The organism is Desulfofustis glycolicus DSM 9705 (assembly GCF_900130015.1).
Taxonomy (GTDB): domain Bacteria; phylum Desulfobacterota; class Desulfobulbia; order Desulfobulbales; family Desulfocapsaceae; genus Desulfofustis; species Desulfofustis glycolicus.
Genome location: NZ_FQXS01000002.1, coordinates 182,142 through 199,692 on the forward strand (window position 1 = coordinate 182,142; position 17,551 = coordinate 199,692).

General features: G+C 56.8%; 13 protein-coding genes. 5 read left to right on the forward strand and 8 right to left on the reverse strand.

The window, feature by feature from the left end:
* Positions 1–8: 8 nt before the first annotated feature.
* Positions 9–1,265: an ATP-grasp domain-containing protein gene (locus tag BUC26_RS03040; protein WP_073373350.1), complete on the reverse strand. Its 1,257-nt coding sequence runs from the start codon at positions 1,263–1,265 to the stop codon at positions 9–11.
* A gap of 1,027 nt (positions 1,266–2,292) precedes the next feature.
* Between BUC26_RS03040 and dctP the strand changes: the two genes are divergently transcribed.
* From dctP to BUC26_RS03065, 5 genes are all read left to right on the forward strand, one after another.
* Positions 2,293–3,441: a TRAP transporter substrate-binding protein DctP gene (gene dctP, locus BUC26_RS03045; protein WP_073373351.1), complete on the forward strand. Its 1,149-nt coding sequence runs from the start codon at positions 2,293–2,295 to the stop codon at positions 3,439–3,441.
* 89 nt (positions 3,442–3,530) lie between these two features.
* A complete protein-coding gene (locus tag BUC26_RS03050; RefSeq protein WP_073373352.1) occupies positions 3,531–4,214 on the forward strand; it encodes a TRAP transporter small permease subunit in 684 nt (227 codons plus the stop codon).
* 12 nt (positions 4,215–4,226) lie between these two features.
* On the forward strand, positions 4,227–5,765 hold the full coding sequence (locus BUC26_RS03055; protein ID WP_073373353.1) for a TRAP transporter large permease: 1,539 nt from the start codon (positions 4,227–4,229) through the stop codon (positions 5,763–5,765).
* Positions 5,766–5,901: 136 nt separating this feature from the next.
* Positions 5,902–6,852, forward strand: coding sequence for a methionyl-tRNA formyltransferase (locus tag BUC26_RS03060; protein WP_073373354.1), 951 nt, complete (start codon positions 5,902–5,904; stop codon positions 6,850–6,852).
* On the forward strand, positions 6,846–7,643 hold the full coding sequence (locus BUC26_RS03065; protein WP_073373355.1) for a sulfite exporter TauE/SafE family protein: 798 nt from the start codon (positions 6,846–6,848) through the stop codon (positions 7,641–7,643). Before BUC26_RS03060 ends, BUC26_RS03065 begins: the two co-directional genes overlap by 7 nt.
* A 199-nt stretch (positions 7,644–7,842) precedes the next feature.
* On the opposite strand, the gene BUC26_RS03070 is transcribed toward BUC26_RS03065, so the two are convergent.
* From BUC26_RS03070 to BUC26_RS03100, 7 genes are all read right to left on the reverse strand, one after another.
* Positions 7,843–10,719: an anaerobic glycerol-3-phosphate dehydrogenase subunit C gene (locus BUC26_RS03070; protein WP_073373356.1), complete on the reverse strand. Its 2,877-nt coding sequence runs from the start codon at positions 10,717–10,719 to the stop codon at positions 7,843–7,845.
* Positions 10,720–10,813: 94 nt separating this feature from the next.
* Positions 10,814–11,986, reverse strand: a complete 1,173-nt coding sequence (locus BUC26_RS03075; RefSeq protein WP_073373357.1) for a pyridoxal-phosphate-dependent aminotransferase family protein — start codon at positions 11,984–11,986, stop codon at positions 10,814–10,816.
* Positions 11,987–12,063: 77 nt separating this feature from the next.
* A complete protein-coding gene (locus BUC26_RS03080; protein ID WP_073373358.1) occupies positions 12,064–13,242 on the reverse strand; it encodes an aconitase family protein in 1,179 nt (392 codons plus the stop codon).
* A 52-nt stretch (positions 13,243–13,294) separates the two neighbouring features.
* The gene (locus BUC26_RS03085; RefSeq protein WP_073373359.1) at positions 13,295–14,284 is read right to left on the reverse strand and encodes a zinc-dependent alcohol dehydrogenase; all 990 of its coding nucleotides are present in this window, start codon (positions 14,282–14,284) and stop codon (positions 13,295–13,297) included.
* Positions 14,285–14,343: 59 nt separating this feature from the next.
* Positions 14,344–15,855, reverse strand: a complete 1,512-nt coding sequence (locus BUC26_RS03090; RefSeq protein ID WP_073373360.1) for a tripartite tricarboxylate transporter permease — start codon at positions 15,853–15,855, stop codon at positions 14,344–14,346.
* 21 nt (positions 15,856–15,876) lie between these two features.
* Positions 15,877–16,380: a tripartite tricarboxylate transporter TctB family protein gene (locus BUC26_RS03095; RefSeq protein ID WP_073373361.1), complete on the reverse strand. Its 504-nt coding sequence runs from the start codon at positions 16,378–16,380 to the stop codon at positions 15,877–15,879.
* A gap of 141 nt (positions 16,381–16,521) precedes the next feature.
* A complete protein-coding gene (locus tag BUC26_RS03100; RefSeq protein ID WP_073373362.1) occupies positions 16,522–17,505 on the reverse strand; it encodes a tripartite tricarboxylate transporter substrate binding protein in 984 nt (327 codons plus the stop codon).
* Positions 17,506–17,551 lie beyond the last annotated feature (46 nt).

Sequence of the window (17,551 nt, forward strand, 5' to 3'; positions counted from 1 at the left end):
CTCTCCTCTCAGGCCGCAGCCTTCTCCTTGCGATATTCTTCCACCAGAGCTTTAACCCGGCCACCGATGAACTTGGCGTCATAAACGTGCTCGCGGTCGTAAATCTCCACCCGATCGCCAAATTCGGCCAACCCCTCCTTGAGAATCTCCTGGGACTGTTTTTCCTTGTTGCCGCAGAGCAGCAGCACGACCGGGAAACCGGGCCGTTTCGGAAGCTCTTCCCGCAACGCCTTGACGATACCGTGGGCATGGTGCCACTGCTCCTGGTTGGCCATCATGAAGCCGGACAGGAAATAACCTTCGATCCCCGGTTGCGACATGATCAGCTTGACGGCGCGATACACTTTCGACGCAGTCGGATTGCCACTGGTATCGGCATAATCGGCAACCTTCAGGCCGACCTTGTTAAGCGCATCCATGCCGAGCATCGCGGCGCCGCCGCCGATGCCGTGATAACCGACATAGCCGCCTTTCCGCAACTCCTCGGGCGGAGCCATTTCTGCCAGATAACTGGTACCGCGAAAATCGTTGGCTTCAAACGACCAGCCCATCAATTCGAAATCGGTCGGCTCTTTGAGAAATTCACGGCCGATCTTGATGCCGAACTCCGGATGCCGAAACAGGGCCTGATCGTCCACTTCCATCCGGCAATCGGCGGCCAACACCTTGCCGTCCTTGGTGAGCACCAGCGGGTTGATTTCCAGTGCCCGGCAGTCATTTTTGCGAAACGCATTGTAGAGTTTCAAGATAACGTCGGCCAGCGGCCGCAAGACCGGACCATTGATGCCCATCGACACCGCCATGTCCAGCGTGTCGTGGATCATCAGCCCTTTGATCACGTCGACATTGCGCGTGGCGATCTTGTCTTCGGACACCGACTCGATGTCGACGCCGCCTTCCGGGCTGAACATCAGTACCGGTCCACGGACATCCTGGGCGGAATTGATGATCAGACCGGCATAGAACTCCTGGGCGATATCTAGTTGTTCCTCAACGAGGACCTGTTTGACCACCAAGCCCTTGATGGTCATCCCCAAAATCTGCTCGGCCATTTTTCCGGCCTCCTCAGGAGTTGCAGCAAGCTTGACGCCGCCGGCTTTGCCGCGTCCTCCGGCCAGAACCTGCGCTTTTACGACAACCGGCTTGCCGATGGTGCGCGCCGCCTCGACAACCTCCTCCGGGGTGCTGGCGACTATCCCTTCAGGGACCGGAATGCCGGCTTTTTTGAAATGCTCTTTACCCTGATATTCGAGAAACTTTGCCATCTTTCCTCCGTGTTCACTGAGTTATGGTTACGGCCCAGCCTGGCATGTATACATTTTCGCACGCCGGCTCGGTCTCTTATCCGAACAACCTTTTTCACTGGTAAGACCAGACTAATTCTGTCATTTTGACAATCAAATGTCAAGGAATTTTGCTGGCCGCCCGGAAGTTTTATGGCCCACTCAAGATCTTTACCCAAAACATCACAAAACACAGCTTTCGGCACAACTAGACAATTTCGCATAATCCACGGATTCATCACTGTTGCAGGAATACGGTTGCCTGGTTCGACTCAACTACTTCGACCCAACATCACCCCCTGAACCCCTCCTCACCCCAGCAGGCGACGCAGGTGATCATTGGGATCACTCGATGAAATCTTTCCATGTACTTGTTTTTATTGATGTAACGATAAAGAAAAACTCGTCGTAAGAATATGGATGATTAATTATTTTTTATCGATAATAGTTAATATCGGTCCACGCTCCACTTTTTTGCAGTGACAAATTTACGTCTTGTTCGCTCCCCACTTTATCTCTTCTTTATGTGTTTGTGCTGAATAATCAACAACAAACACAATGATGAAGATCATTCCCCAAAAGATGCGCGCACCATTTTTCTCCTGTTGCTTCCCGGTTTTTAGAAAACTATTTGACACTTAAACAGAAACATTATATAAGGAAGTATTCTGGTTTGACCAGAAATTGCTTTTCGTTCTTTGGCACAAATTCACAAGCAGGTTAAAATAATATGGATTTCCGACGGAGCTAGTTGACCCTGCGCTCGCAGATCGGTCTATCACAGGCGCTCCAGGTCAAAACATCCACTTTTTTGATGAGGAAAATTCATATTTTTTATGAACCTTTCCGCCCGGATCGTGCCATAATACAAGCATAGTTCGGACAAAAGCGGTTCAAGGATCGTACAGCACCATAATGTCCGTAGTTTCGCCGAACAATTCATCGGGTGAGACCAGCATTCCGATGCATTGTCGTCACAAACCAACCCCTGAGAAACAAGGAGTGAACCATGCAGGAACAAGGACAGAAACAAGACGCAGCAGTAGCTACCGTGCCGAAAGACAGCGGGCGCCGCAAGTTCCTCAAGACCGCTGCCGCAGCAGGCGCCGCCGTCGCCGCCAGCAGCGCCGTCGGGCCGTTCATCAAAACCTCCAGTGCCGCTACCACCTGGAAACTGCAAACCGTCTGGGACGCTGGTACCAGCGGCTACACCCTTTTTGAAAAGTGGTGTAATGGGTTCGCCGAGCGGTCCGGTGGCGAATTGATCCTCAAGCCGTTCCCGGCCAAATCCATTGCCGCCGACAACAACGCCCTGTTCGAAGCCGTTTCCACCGGCGTGCTCCAGGGTATGCAGCCGTTCACTATTTACTGGGCCGGTAAGATCCCGGCCTCGGTATTCCTTTCTTCGTATCCGATGGGACCCGATCAACCGGCCCAGTGGGACATCATGTTCGACGCCCTCGGCATGAAAGACCTGGCCCGCGAGATCTATGCCAAGCATGGCCTGTTCTACGTTGGTCATGTCCACCATGACGCCAATATCATCCATTCGAAAAAACCGGTTACCACTCTTGAAGACTTCAAAGGTCTCAAATTACGAGCTCCCGGTGGAATGATCGCTGAAGCATTCCAAGCCTTGGGCGCCAGTACCGTCTCCCTGCCAGGCTCGGACATCTTCCCGGCCCTGGAGAAAGGCACCATTGACGCAGCTGACTACGTCGGACCGGCCGTCAACTGGGACCTCGGTTTCGCCCAGGTCGCAAAATACATCCTGTTTGGCCCCCCAGGTGTTATGTCTCTGTACCAACCGGTCGACTTGATGGATATCACCGTCAATCTCGGTGCCTGGAAACGGCTCTCTCCCGAATTGCAGACCCTGTTTGAGGAGGAGGTTCGCACTTATTCATATGCTCACTATATCGGAATCCAGAAGGCCAATGTCGTCGCCTTGAAGAAATTCGAGGAAGCCGGCTGCGAAGTCAGCCGCCTTTCTCAGGACGACGCTATGAAGTGGCGGCAAATGATCGTGCCGATCTGGTACAATTGGGCGAAAAAAGATGCCGACGCCACACGAGTCTTCAAGCTGCAGTTGGACTTCATGATGAACGACCTGATGGGCTACGTCACGCCGGATGACATCAAAGGACAAACCCTGTAAATCACCACTAATCTATTAACCCATTACAAAGACGGAGGCCCTTGCGGCCTTCGTCTTTGTAATTGATCTCCGCACGGGAGTCTGCACGTATGGACGCGAAGACACTATACGATTTCGGCTTTGTCCTGCCGCACTGGTTTTATTGGGGCTGGTTGGTCGTATCGCCGATCATCCTGATCATCTGGAGTTATTACCTGGAGAACAAGAAAAAGCAGCGCGGTGAACTCGTTGTTACCAAGGAAGAGGAGGGTTCCAACGGCCCCGCGCCGAGCAACGCGATGACCCGGGTTATCGACTGGATCTGTGAGCATACCGGCCAGATGGTCGGTTTCTGGACCATCACCGCAGTCTGCTTTTACGCCTTCGAGGTTATTTCCCGCTATATCTTCAACAAGCCGACCATCTGGGTACATGAATCGTCGTTCCTGTTGTTCGGTATGCAGTACCTGTTAGCCGGCGCTTATGCTTACCTGCACAACTCGCATGTGGCCGTCGATATCGTCTTTGCCCGGCTTCCGCCCCGCGGTCGTTATGGCATGGACGTCTTCACCTCGGTCTTCTCTTTCATTTTCTTTATCGTTTTGATAGGTACCTCCTGGAAATTTTTCATGAATTCACTCGGCATGCGCGAGCGCACCGTGGAGACCTGGCAGATTCAGTACTATCCGGTCAAGGGCATCATGGTCGTCGGCAGCATCCTCATTACGCTGGCCGCGATATCCAAGCTCTACAAGGACATCAAACTTTTCAATCAACTTGGCAGAAACGCGTAACGGGGAGGCGGCATGAGCACCACAACAGCATCTCAATCGGCCGGAGGCAGCAAATTCGGCCTGTTTTGGAATATCGTCGTCTACGGTCTGACGATCGTTTTCAGCCTCGCCGTTCTCGTCGAGCTGATCAACGTTATGTTCTACGATCCGTATGGTGACGAGTACTTTCTCTTCCGGACTGCCGGCGTCTTCGCCGGGGTCGATATCTCAACGCTGACCTGGTGGATGTTCGGCAGCCTCGCCGTGCTGCTCATGGCTGGCCTGCCGCTGGCCTTCGTGACCGGTGGTCTGGGTTGTGTTTTCGTCTACACCATCGGCGATCAGGCGATGCTCAACATCCTGCCGAGCAGGATCTTCCCGATGATGACCAACTCGGATCTCTCGGCCATCCCGTTGTTCATCTTCATGGCGGCCATGCTCGAAAAAGCCGGCATCATCGAGGAGATGTTTTCCGTCGCCTATAAATGGATGGGCGGTCTGCGCGGCGGCTTGGCTGCGGCGACCATCGTCGCCTCAACGATTCTGGCGGCTATGGTCGGCGTTATCGGCGCGGCGGTCGTTACCATGGGCATCCTCGCCCTGCCGGCGATGCTGTCGCGCAACTACGATGAAAAAATCGCCCTCGGCTCGATCATGGCCGGCGGCACCCTCGGTATCCTGATCCCGCCGTCGATCCTGGCCATCCTCTACGCCGTCGTCGCCCAGCAATCGGTCGGCGAACTCTACATCGGCGCGGTATTGCCTGGTCTGCTGCTGTCCGGCATGTATGTCACCTATGTCCTGATCCGGGCCTTTACCAACAAAGACCTCTGTCCGGCGATGCCGAAAGAAGAACTGATCAGCTGGATGGAAAAGATCAAGCTGCTCAAGGGTTTGATCGCCCCGATCTTTCTCGTCTTTCTCGTCCTCGGCCTGCTCTTCGGCGGCATCGCCACCCCGGTCGAGGCGGCCGGACTCGGCTCGTTCGGCGCCGTTATCGTCGCCATTATCCAGCGCAAGTTCTCGTTGCTCGTGTTGAAAGAAGCGTCGATGACCACCTTGCGGGCCGCCACCATGGTCCTCTGGATCATGTTCGGTGCCTCGCTGTTCGTCGGCTTTTACATCCTGCAGGGCGGTGCCGCCTTTATCACCGAGGCGATGCTCGGACTCGGGCTCGGGTCCTACGGCATCCTCTTCTTGATGATGTTCTTGCTCGTCATCCTCGGTATGTTCCTCGACTGGGTCGGCATCCTGCTGCTTGCCGTGCCGATCTTCGTGCCGATCATCAAAACCCTGACCTTTCCCGGCCTGTTCGGTATGCCGGGACCGGCACCGGAGGATGTGGCCCTGTGGTTCGGCATCCTCTATATCGTCAACATGCAGATGTCGTTTCTCAGCCCGCCGTTCGGCTATGCCCTGTTCTACATCCGTGGCGTCTGTCCGCCGCATATCAAGATGTCGACTATCTTCATGGCCTCGATACCGTTCCTGGTCATGCAGGTCATCGGCCTGATGATCGTCGTTATTTTTCCGGCCATGTGCACCTATCTGCCCAGTGTGGTCTACGGCTGATAGATCGAATTGAAGCAAGGGCGGCGCTATACCGCCCTTGCTTTCTTGACAGACCTTCAGGCCCCGCCTTTTTCTCTGGCCGGGGCCTGTTTTTTTGCAGTATCATACATACGCGATCGTCAACCAGGAGGGAACCATGCGTATCGTCTTCATCGGCCAGGCGCCCTTTGGTGCCGAAACACTGGAAGCACTGCTGGCCCAGAGCGAGCAGATCGTCGGCGTCATCACCACCGAAGAGAATCCCCGACAAAAACAGGAAAACCCGGTCAAACAGTCTGCCGACAAGCATGGCCTGGCCCTGCTGCAGACCAACCGACTGAAGCGTCCCGAGGTGATCACCTGGGTCCGCGATCTGGCCCCCGACCTGCTCGTACTCGCCTTTGTCACCTCCTTCGTGCCGACCAAAATGATCGACTGCGCCCGCCACGGCGGCATTAACTATCACCCGTCGCTGCTCCCCAAATACCGCGGCGGCTCGGCCATCAATTGGGCGGTGATCAACGGTGAACAAGAGACCGGCGTGACCATCCATTTTATCGATGAGGGCGTCGATACCGGACCGATCATCCTCCAGGAAAAAGTGACCATAACCGACGACGACACAGTTAAAAGCCTCTACTTCGGCAAACTCTATCCGCTCGGAATCACGATGATGTGCACGGCGGTGCGGTTGATCAAAAACGGTCAGGCCGTCACCGTCGCCCAGGATGAACATGAAGCTTCCTATCAACCGGTGATCACCCCGGCCGACACGGTTATCGACTGGGGACAACCGACGCAGCGGATCTACAACCTGATCCGCGGTAGCAACCCTTCTCCGGGGGCCACCAGTTGCCTGGGCACCACCCTCTGCCGGATCTTCGACTGCCGGCCGGCAGACGCTGCCGGTACGCCGGGCAGCGTGATTCAAATCGCTGACGACTCGTTCACCGTCGCCACCGGCGACGGTGCCATCACCGTACAGACCATACGGCCGGCCGGCGCCAAGAAAATGTCGGCAGCCGAATTCGTCGCCGATGTCTCCCTGAGCCTTGGTGATAGGTTCATTCCCCCGGCAGATCCGACGGCGAAGGAGCAGCCATGCTGACCACCATTCTGCTCTATTGCCTCCTCGGCTCTTTTGTCGGGGTCCTTGCCGGCCTGCTCGGGGTCGGCGGCGGCCTGGTGATCGTGCCGATCCTGGTCTTTGCCTTCACCTACCAGCAGATCCCGTTCGAGATCATCATGCATCTCGCGCTGGGGACATCGCTGGCGAGCATCATCTTCACCTCCGTGTCGAGCTTCATGGCACACCACAAGCGTGGCGCGGTCGACTGGACCACGGTCCGGCGGATCGTCATCGGTGTCATGACCGGCACGTTTTTCGGTTCCTGCATCGCCTCCTGGCTATCGACGGTGGTCTTGAAAGGGCTTTTCGTTGCCTTTCTCTACTTCATTGCCTACCAGTTCCTCACCAATCGCAAACCGAAACCGACCCGTGAGTTGCCCGGCCGTTTCGGCATGTTCGTCGTCGGCAACATCATCGGTATCGTCTCGAGCCTGGTCGGCATCGGCGGCGGCGCACTGTCGGTGCCGTTCATGATCTGGTGCAACGTGGTCGTTCACCGGGCCATTGGCACCTCGGCCGCGATCGGGTTGCCGATCGCTATCGCCGGCACCGTCGGCTTCATTTTCAACGGCTGGGCACACCCGCAATTGCCCGATTATTCAGTGGGGTTCATCTACCTGCCGGCCCTGTTCGGCATCGCCGCCGTCAGTGTGCTCACCGCCCCGCTCGGGGTGCGGTTGGCGCACAGTCTGCCGGTGGACAAATTGAAGAAGATTTTCGCACTGCTTCTGATCGTCGTCGGCACCCGCATGCTGCTCAGTATCATCTGAAACCAGCGATCCGGCGCACCCTTGAATAGCAAACGGCCATGACCGGAAATTTCCCGGTCATGGCCGTTTCTTATGCAGCTACCCCCATGACGGAACGTCACAACGAACTATGTAAATCGGCGTCATGGTCGGAAGGGCTGGCCGGGCCTGCCGCCTGCAACGACAATGCGCAGAATCGGCAGCACAGGTCGCACGCCTGTCAACCCACCTCGACAGCGACCTTCTTGCCGGCCGTTGCGTAGGCCATGGCCAGTATTTTCAGCGGCGGCAGGGAATCGCGGGCTGTTCCCTGATAGATCTGCATACCGCAGGCACCGCAGCCGGTGACCACCTGATCGACCCGGGATTCGTTGATTTCATCGAAGAGCCGCTGGCCGATCTTCATCGACAGCTCGTAATTCTTCGCTTTCAACCCATAGGTTCCACCCATGCCGCAACACTTGTCGCTATACGTCTGCACCTCGACACCGGGAACCAGCCGCATCAATTCCGCCGGCTCGGTGGTGACTCCGAGGCTGCGCAGGTGGCAGGGAGCATGATACCCCAGCTTCATGTCGAGCCGACCAAAATCGGTGCGCAACTCTCCCTTTTCATGCAAATCCATCAAGTAACGGTGGATATCGATACAGGCCCCGGCGACCAGACGGGCATCATCGGAATCAAGAATCCGAGGATACTCGTTTTTCACGGCCAACGCGCAGCTCGGCTCACTGAAAATAATCGGCAGACCGCGGGCGGCATACTCCTTCAGGGCAGCAATATTGAACTCGATGTCACCGAGGATCTGGTCCTGGCCACCGGCACTGATGCGGGCGATACCGCAGCATTTCAGATCCGGCATGATAACCCGAATACCGTTGTGCTCGAGCACCTCGATCACCGCCAGCCCCTCGCCCTCCGGGTCGTTGTAGTTGCCGAAACAGCCGAGAAAGAAGACCGCCTCCTTAGTGCCGGCTGATCGCGGCCGCGTCTTCATCATCTTGCGCAGGGTCTGATGGTGGAACGGCGGCAAGTGCCGCTTGGCATCCATACCGAGCACCTTCTCCAGTCCCCAGCGAACCGGGCCGAGCGAGGTGGCGAAATTGGCCAGCGGCGCCATCAGGCTGCCCTGTTTGCAGAGCAGAGCGGTGTCGGTGAGTACCCGGTTGGTCAACCCTTCCCCTTTGCGCCGCACGTAATCGGTTCGGGCCGCCATAGCCAGCCACGGCACATCGACTCCGGACGGGCACTCGGTCAGGCAGCGCTTGCAATTAATGCAGGAGTCCATCACTTCCTTGAATTCGGGTTCCGCAAGAATCGACGGATCGAGCTTGCCGGACGTCAGTTCCCGCAGCAACGTGATCTTGCCGCGGCCCTTGGTCCACTCCTGCAAGCTGGAGTTGGCGATCGGACAATATGACCGGCACTTGGCGCATCCCGAACAGTTTTCAATCTGCTCCTGATAGACCAGTTTGTCGAACGAGCTGCCGGTTTGGACCAGCGCGAAATCTGGCCCGAACTTCAGGTCATGGCCGAGGGTGTTTTCATCGCCGGAGATGATCACCCCGGGATTCATCAGGCCGTCCGGATCGAACACCGCTTTGATCTCCTTCATCGCCTCATAGAGATGCGGATATTGCCGCTGGACATAATAGCTGCGCAACCGGCCATCGGCATGCTCGCCGCTGACCGTCCCTTTCAGGCTGAGGACCAGCTCGCAGACCGCCTCCGACAACTCTAGCATGGTCTTCACGTCATCGGGCTGACGAAGATCGAGGATGGCCATGGTATGCAGATTGCCGTCGCCGGCATGGCCGTAGATCGCCGCCTTAACCTGAAAGCGATCGAACAGGCGGCGCAGACCGCTGATGTATTCGGGCAACCGGCTGACATGGACGGCGGCATCCTCGATAAAGGCGATCGGCCGTCGTGGCCCTTTCATTCGGTTGAGGATTGGTCCGGAAATACCGCGCACCTTGGAAAAGGTTTTCATATCCGCAGCGTTACGGGCCTGCAGGACCTGAACCGCCAGGTGGTTGTCATCGATGAGGCGTTTGGTAATCCGAGCGAATTTCTCCTGCAGCAGTTCATCAGAGTCTTCCTGGAACTCGATGAACAATGATGCTTCGGTATTTTCCGGAAAATATTGGGCCAGCTCCGGACGCTGTTCGCGGGCCAGATCGAGGATGTGCTTTTCCATAATCTCGACCATGGACGGTCCCTCTTCGAGAATCTGCTGGGTCGCTTCGCCGACCTTGTCGAGGTCATCGAGGTAGACGAAACCGCTCAAGGCCTTCTGCGGTATCGGCGAGAGCGCCAGCGTCGCCTCGGAGACGATGGCCAGTGTGCCTTCCGAGCCGACGAGCAGCGGCGTCAGATCAAACGAATCGCCGTCGAAAAGATCCCAGACATGATAGCCGCAGGAGTTTTTGCTGGTGAACGGTCGCTCTTCTTCGAGATACGGTTCATAGCGCTTGATAATCTCGGGCACCGTTTTTCGGACGGCGGCCGCCAGTCCGGTCGCTGCCGTCTCCGCCGGGTCTGTTTCGTTATTGCGCTGTGTTCCGGTGCGCATGACCTCGCCATTGGCCAGCACCAGTTCCAACCCCCGGACGTGGGCCCGGGTCGTCCCGTATTTGACGCCGTGCGGACCACTGGAATTGTTGGCGATCATCCCGCCGAGTGTCGCCGAATCGACGGTCGACGGATCGATCGGGAAATAGAGCCCGTGCTTTTTCAGCTGCCGGTTCAGATCGGCCAGGACGATACCCGGCTCGACCCGAACCCACCGCTCCTGTACATTGAGCTCCAACAATCGATTGAGATTCTTGCTGAAATCGATCAGGATACCGGCGCCGAGTTCGTTGCCGGCACGACTCGTCCCGCCGCCACGCGGAGTCAGAGGAATCTTGTGGGCGCCGGCAAACCTGATCGTCTCGATGATGTCCTGCCGATTTTTCGGTTGGACGATAGCCAGCGGCTTGATGCGAAACAAGGATGCCCCGCTGCTGTAGATCGACCGACTCAGCTCGTTGTCCAGGACATCCCCGGAAATGCGCTGTTTCAGTTCGTTGAACACATTTTTAGTATCTTCCATCTATCTTTCCTTAGCGAACAAAGACGGCTCCCTTGATCGAAACCGAGGAAGCCGAACGTAATGGCGCTTATGTAAATTCAATAATTACTAAATGTTACTTGGCCTTATCAGAGAGATAGCTCATTGCCGCCTGTACCCCGCCTTTTTCATGCGCAACTCCGGCCAATTCCAGTCCCATCTCGACACCGGCCAGGGTACCGAGCAGGGTCAGGTCGTTGAGATCTCCGAGGTGGCCGATGCGAAAGACCTTGTCGGCCACCTTTCCCAAACCGCTGCCGAGCGACATGTCGAACGCGTTGAGAACGACCTTACGGAAGGCATCAGCTCCCTTGTCTCCCGGCATCATGACCGTGGTCAATACCGGGCTGTACTCCTTCGGCTCCTCGCAGAGAATCTCCAGTCCCCAGGTCCGGACGGCACGGCGAGTAGCCTCGGCAAAGCGGGCATGACGGACAAAGACATTATCGAGCCCTTCCTCTTCGAGCATCTGGATCGCTTCGCGCAAGCCGAAGAGCAGGTTGGTGGCCGGTGTCGACGGATACCAATAGTTGGCGTTGGCCTTGAGCATGTCGTTCCAGTCCCAGAAATGACGATTGAAACCGTTATGCTTCGAGGCTTCCAGCGCCTTTTCGCTGACGGCGTTGAATCCGAGACCGGGCGGCAGCATCAAACCTTTCTGCGAGCAACCGACAGTCACATCGACCCCCCACTCCTCGTGCCGATAATCGACCGAACCGAGCGAAGAGATAGTGTCGACCATGAGCAGGGCCGGATGGCCGGCGTTGTCGATGGCCTGGCGGATCTCGGCGATGCGGCTGGTCACACCGGTAGAGGTCTCGTTGTGGACGATGTTGACCGACTTGATGGTCTTCTCGGTATCAGCCTTCAGCTTTTCTTCGACGATCTGCGGATCGGCGCCGTGCCGCCAGTTGGTCGGCACAAAGTCCACTTCGATCCCGAATTTGCGGGCCATGGTGCACCAGAGCGTGGCGAAATGACCGGTCTCGAACATCAAGACCTTGTCTCCGGGACTCAGGGAATTGATCAATCCCGCCTCCCAGGCACCGGTCCCGGACGTCGGGAAGATAATGACCGGGCCGGAGGTCTTGAAGATCCGTCGCGATCCGAGCAGCACCTCCTCTGAGAGTTTGTGAAAATCAGGACCACGATGGTCGATGGTCGGGTGTCCGATAGCATGCAACACCCGATCGGGAACATTGGTCGGGCCGGGGATCTGCAGAAAATGACGTCCACTTTTAAAGCTCATGATTCTCTACTCCTTCATACTCAATAATAATAATGAAAAACAAAAGATCATCGTCTTTTGCTGGCTCCTCTGTGCGGCTACCGGCCATCGGGCCCGGTAATCCGTCCTTTGACCGCGGACCAGGCGGCCGTCAGCGGTGAAGCCAGGAAAATATCGGCTTCCGCTGCTCCGATCCGGCCCGGGTTGGCCCTGATCGTGGTGGTAATGGCCGTATCGGCAGCACTGAGCAGACCCAGATGCCGACCGGGACATGGGCCGCAGCCGGGCGGCAGTACGATAGCCCCGGCGCCGCGCAGGGCCGCCGACAGTTTCAACGTATCCATCGCCTCCAACACGTTGCGGGAAGCCGGCGTGATCAGGCAGGTCACTTCGGGATGGATGCCGTGCTTGAGCAGAATTTCAGCCGCTGCCTTGATATCCTCAAGCCGCCCCGAGGAGCAGCTACCGATCAGCGCCATGCTGATACGTCGATCACTGAGCGTTTCCGGAGCGGCGAATGTCAGCTGCTCACCGGGCAAAGCGACGAGTGGCTGCACTCCCCCGGCGTCGATTGCGATATCGCAAACAGCCCGTTCACCTTGCGGTAGAACAAAAGCGGTAACGACTCCGCCCTCGGGCAGAAAATTACAGAGCGCCATTTTTTCGCTGATAGAGAGCTGGTCGACAGCGGCGCCGGTCAGTACGACCGCCTTGCCCCGGACGAGATCACCATGGCTGCGCAGGATCTCCATCGCCACATCACGGGCCATGACCAGCGGCGAGATTCTGCCGGTAACACAAATCACTACCTGTTCGGGAACACTCAGATCATAGGCTCCGCGGCAGATCACCTCGGCAAAACGTGGGCCGGAGACAGAAAAGGCCAGGGCACCGAAAGCACCCGCCGTGGCAACATGGCCGTCGGCCCCGACGATGATCATGCCCGGCCACAGGGATTCTTCTTCGGCGACGACCTGGTGGAGGACGCCTTCACCGTTCCGATAGAGAAGAATCTGGTGGCGACCGGCAAATTCGGCGAGTTCCAGCTGAAACTCACGATCCCGCACGGTCGGCGCCGGAAATGCATGATCCAGTGTAAACAAGGTCCGACAGCAGCCGGCCGGGCGGGATCCGCGCTCTTTCAGCTCCTGCAAGACGGCCGGGCCGGTACCGTCATGGGCAAGCGCCAAGTCGACCTTCAGCGAAACGATCTGCCCCGGTATCACCTCGTCCCGCTGGGCCGCTTTGGCCACTTGTCGATAGAAGAATTCGCTCATTGTCAGTTACAACACGCCAACTTGTCTCTCTTCATCGCTACATCTTCTCGCATTACGGGCGCAACAGCACCTTGATTGCGGCCGGATCGTTGTTGGCGACCTCCATCGCCTCATCGATCCTGGCCAGCGGAAAGGTATGGGTAATCAGCGAGGCGATATCGAGCTGGCCGAGCAGCACCGGCCGCAGCGCCTGCGGCACCCAGATATGCCGCTGCAGCACGCCGTGATGAACCAGTCCGGTATTGACGACCTGCAACGAATTGTTATGCCAGCGCGAGATATTGAGCTTGATATCCTGGGTGATCCAGGAATAAAAGACCAGTGTGCCGTTGTGTTTGACCGCGTCATTACAGAGCTGTACCGCCTCGCCGGTACCGGCGACCTCGACCACGACATCGGCACCCTCACCGCCGCTCAAATCGAGAATGGCCGCGAGCGGATCGGTCTCGGAACTGTTGATCGCCTCATCAAGGCCGAGCTGTTTGCCAAGCGCCAGTTTACCATCGACGACATCGACGCCGATGACCCGATGCGCTCCTTTTTTCTTGGCCACCTGGGCAATGACCTGCCCGGCGAAGCCCATACCGATAACGGCAACGGTGTCGCCCAGTTGTACCTTTGAGCAGAGACCGGAAAAGACCGCACAGCCGATCGGCTCGCCAAGGGCCACCAAATCCATGTCGAGGCCGTCCGGCGCTGGTTCGAGGTCGTCCTCTCCGGCGACAAAATAATCGCTGTAGGTCTCCACCCAGCCAAAGGCGATGACCCGGTCGCCCTGCCGATAGCCGCGCACGTTAGCCCCCACCTCAACCACGGTGCCGCCGGCCTCGTGGCCGAAAAAGTATGGGTAGCCAAACGGCGTGCGCATCTCGCTGTTCAATCCACCGGCCGGCGGGATGATACCGTTGTAGAGATTCTTGTCCTGGCCGCAGATGCCGGCAGCATGGGTTTTGACGAGAATCTGGTCCGGTCCGGGAGAGATCTCCCGCTGCCGCACTTCTATTGCTCTGACACCAGTCAGGCAGGCACTGTTGACGATCATGATCGGTTTATTCTCCAGAGTCGTTCATCATCGAGCTTCTTGCAATCGCCGCGTTATAACTACAGGCTCGGCTGCTTCATTTCCCCGGCGAGCAGGTTGGGCTTATGCCGCATCCGGCTGTAGAGCGTATAGAGAAACGTCGCCAGCGCGACAGCCAAAATCGTGCCGGAAATCGGCCGGCTGAGAAAGGCGATCAGATCGTAATCCTCCATACGCATGCCGCGCCGCAATGACTCCTCCGCCAACCCGCCGAGGACCAGGGCGATGATCAACGGGGCGACCGAATAGTCATACTTTTTCATCACGTAGCCAAGCAGGCCGAAGGCAAACATGATCCAGACATCGGACATCGAGTTGCTGATGCCGAACGCACCGACGGTGGCAAAGACGAAAATACAGGGCCCGAGGATCGAGTAACGGATCTTGCGGAAATTGGAAAAGAGTTTGGCGACAATAACCCCGGCAAAAAGCATGAACACGTTGGAGACGTACATCGCCAGAAAAATCGAATACATCAGATCAGGCTGATTGAGAAACAGCATCGGCCCCGGCTGCAGGCCATGCACCATAAATCCGCCGATGATGACCGCCGTCGTCGCACTGCCGGGAATACCGAGCGTCAGCAACGGTACCATGGCGCCGCCTGCCGCCGCATTGTTGCAAGTCTCCGGCGCTGCGATGCCGTCGGCGATACCGGTACCGAATTTCTCGGGATGCTTCGACCAGCGTACCGCTTCCGAATACCCGACAAACGATGCAGTGGTAGCGCCGACACCGGGTAGGATACCGATCAGGGTGCCGATCACCGCCGACCGCAGCACATTCCACTTCAGCTTGAGCATTTCAACCAGCGACGGGAATTCCGTTGAAACTTTGACTTCCTCCTCGCCATCGATCTTCGATCCCTTTTCGGCGGTCATCAGAATTTCACCGATGGCGAACGCACCGATCAACGCGACGATGAAATTGACCCCGCCGATCAGGCCGCTCCAGCCAAAGGTCAATCGCTCGACGCCGGACATCGGGTCGATGCCGATGGTGGCGATCAGCAGTCCGACAAAACCGACCAGGAAGGCCTTCGTCATCTTGGTCCCGCCGAGAGAGGCGATCAGCGTCAGCGCGGCAAAGGCCAGGGCAAAATATTCGGGTTCGGAAAAACTGAGCGCCACCTTGGCCAGCTGCGGTGAGATCAAGTTCATGATTCCAACACTGAATAATCCGCCGATGCAACTACATAATATGGCAATACCGAGCGCTTTGCCGGCCTTGCCGGCTTTGGCCATCGGGTAACCGTCAAAGCCGGTTACCGATGCCTCGGGCGAGCCGGGAACATTGAACAGGATGGCCGAGATCGAACCGCCGAAGGTGCCACCGCAATAGACCGCAGCGAGCAGCAGCAGGCCGGTGGTGGCGTCCATCGCATAGGTGAAGGGAATCAGCAGGGCGGTTCCCATGGTCGAGTTCAGACCGGGAATGGCGCCGAGCATGACACCCATCAGCACACCGCCGCAGATGAACAGCATCGCCATCGGAGAAAATACATTATGAAATGCGGTAAACCAGATTTCCATCGCAACAGGCTCCTTTACCGATCAATACAATAGGTGGCTGATCTCGAGAAAAACCCCGGCGCCACGGGGCAGCGGGACATACATTACCTTGGTGAACAACAGCACGATACCGAGCGTCAGGACAAACGGTATGGAAAAGATCAGCACCTTGTTCCGCTCGCCGAGCAGAAACATGAAGGCGATCATCTGCAGCGGAGTCAGCACGAGAAAACCGACATACGGCAACAACAAGAGATAACCGGCGATCAGAGCGACTGCAGCACCAAAACGCAGATTCGCCGACGAAAACTGCAACCGCTCAAATGGTGGAATGGTTCCCTGCAGAACTCCCTTGATCGAGAAAAAGGCTACCCCGACACTGAGGAACATGATCATGTAGAGAACGAACTTGGGCCAATAAGCGGGTCCGAGTTTGCCGTACACGCTCCCCGAATCGTAGATCTTGATCTCGCTCAGCAGATACAGGGAGACGGCGAAGAGGATAACACTGATAATCACGTCAGCTTTTAAAAATGCTTTCAACACGAACCTCTCCTTAGCTCCTTTTATAAACATAAACGGGGACCGGTACCGGCCGTCAAACCGGCACCGGTCGTTTCTTCATGAAGGGATGGCAGTTTATTTTGCTTTTTTAGACGGACCTGATGGTTCGCCCGATCCGGCAGACTATTTGACGTAGCCCAATTCGGTCAGAATTTCTTTGTTAGCCTGGTACTCTTCTTCCCAGAACTTGCCGAACTCCTCCGGACCTTTCCAGCCCGGCCGCTGATCCAGCAGCGCTGCCGCCTGGTATTTTTGGTAGGATTCACTGTCGGCCGCTTTTTTCAGAGCATCGGCCAGATAATCAACGATCGGCTGCGGCGTTCCCTTCTTGACCGCGAGACCGCGCCAACGGCCACTGGTAATATCGATGCCCAGTTCAACAGAGGTCGGGACTTCGGGGAATTTATCCAGCCGCTTGTCGTTGAAGACGATGATCGGGATCAGTTTCTTCGCTTCGATCAACGAGATAACCGAGCCCGGCTCTTCGTGCAGCACGTCGAGATGCCCGCCGAGTACAGCAGCGTGGCTCTTAGGCGCCTTGTCAAACGGCACATACTTGACGTCGATGCCGGCAGCCTTGGCAAATCGCATGATGATGATCTCATCGGGGCTGGTCGGGGTGGTACCGGTAAACTGTACTTTGCCCGGGTTGGCCTTGGCATAGGCAATCAATTCTTCAGCGGTCTGGAAGTTCTTGTTGTCGGGATTGACATAGAACATGCTCATGTCCTGCTGTACTTGGACCAGCGGAGCAAACTCTTCGCTGTAATTTTCACGCCCGAGAACGGTGTTGATCAATTGCTCAGGGCTGAAATTGTAGATGGTGTACCCGTCCGCCGGCTGCGCCAGCACATATTTTGACGCCTTGACTCCGGCGCCACCGGTCATATTGGTGACGTTGATGTTGACGCCCAGGATTTCAGCGGCAGGCATCATCAGGTTACGGACAAAGTTATCGCTGCCGCCACCGGCACCATACTGAACGACCACTTCGATCGGTCGTTCCGGATAGCCATCCGGCCCGTCCCCCGCTTGAGCGGTAAAGGCAAGCAGGAACGACGAGACTGCCAATACGGACAATCGAAAACATTTCTTCACACTCAGCATACACACACCTCTTTTGCTTACGAGTTTGAGTTGCAGCCGAACCGGC

Excerpts from the sequence above, each read along its gene's own strand:
- BUC26_RS03055 (WP_073373353.1), top strand. The coding sequence starts at position 4,227 with ATGAGCACCACAACAGCATCTCAATCGGCCGGAGGCAGCAAATTCGGC.
- BUC26_RS03050 (WP_073373352.1), top strand. The coding sequence starts at position 3,531 with ATGGACGCGAAGACACTATACGATTTCGGCTTTGTCCTGCCGCACTGG.
- BUC26_RS03090 (WP_073373360.1), bottom strand. The coding sequence starts at position 15,855 with ATGGAAATCTGGTTTACCGCATTTCATAATGTATTTTCTCCGATGGCG.
- BUC26_RS03040 (WP_073373350.1), bottom strand. The coding sequence starts at position 1,265 with ATGGCAAAGTTTCTCGAATATCAGGGTAAAGAGCATTTCAAAAAAGCC.
- BUC26_RS03075 (WP_073373357.1), bottom strand. The coding sequence starts at position 11,986 with ATGAGCTTTAAAAGTGGACGTCATTTTCTGCAGATCCCCGGCCCGACC.
- BUC26_RS03060 (WP_073373354.1), top strand. The coding sequence starts at position 5,902 with ATGCGTATCGTCTTCATCGGCCAGGCGCCCTTTGGTGCCGAAACACTG.
- BUC26_RS03065 (WP_073373355.1), top strand. The coding sequence starts at position 6,846 with ATGCTGACCACCATTCTGCTCTATTGCCTCCTCGGCTCTTTTGTCGGG.
- BUC26_RS03085 (WP_073373359.1), bottom strand. The coding sequence starts at position 14,284 with ATGATCGTCAACAGTGCCTGCCTGACTGGTGTCAGAGCAATAGAAGTG.
- dctP (WP_073373351.1), top strand. The coding sequence starts at position 2,293 with ATGCAGGAACAAGGACAGAAACAAGACGCAGCAGTAGCTACCGTGCCG.
- BUC26_RS03080 (WP_073373358.1), bottom strand. The coding sequence starts at position 13,242 with ATGAGCGAATTCTTCTATCGACAAGTGGCCAAAGCGGCCCAGCGGGAC.
- BUC26_RS03070 (WP_073373356.1), bottom strand. The coding sequence starts at position 10,719 with ATGGAAGATACTAAAAATGTGTTCAACGAACTGAAACAGCGCATTTCC.
- BUC26_RS03100 (WP_073373362.1), bottom strand. The coding sequence starts at position 17,505 with ATGCTGAGTGTGAAGAAATGTTTTCGATTGTCCGTATTGGCAGTCTCG.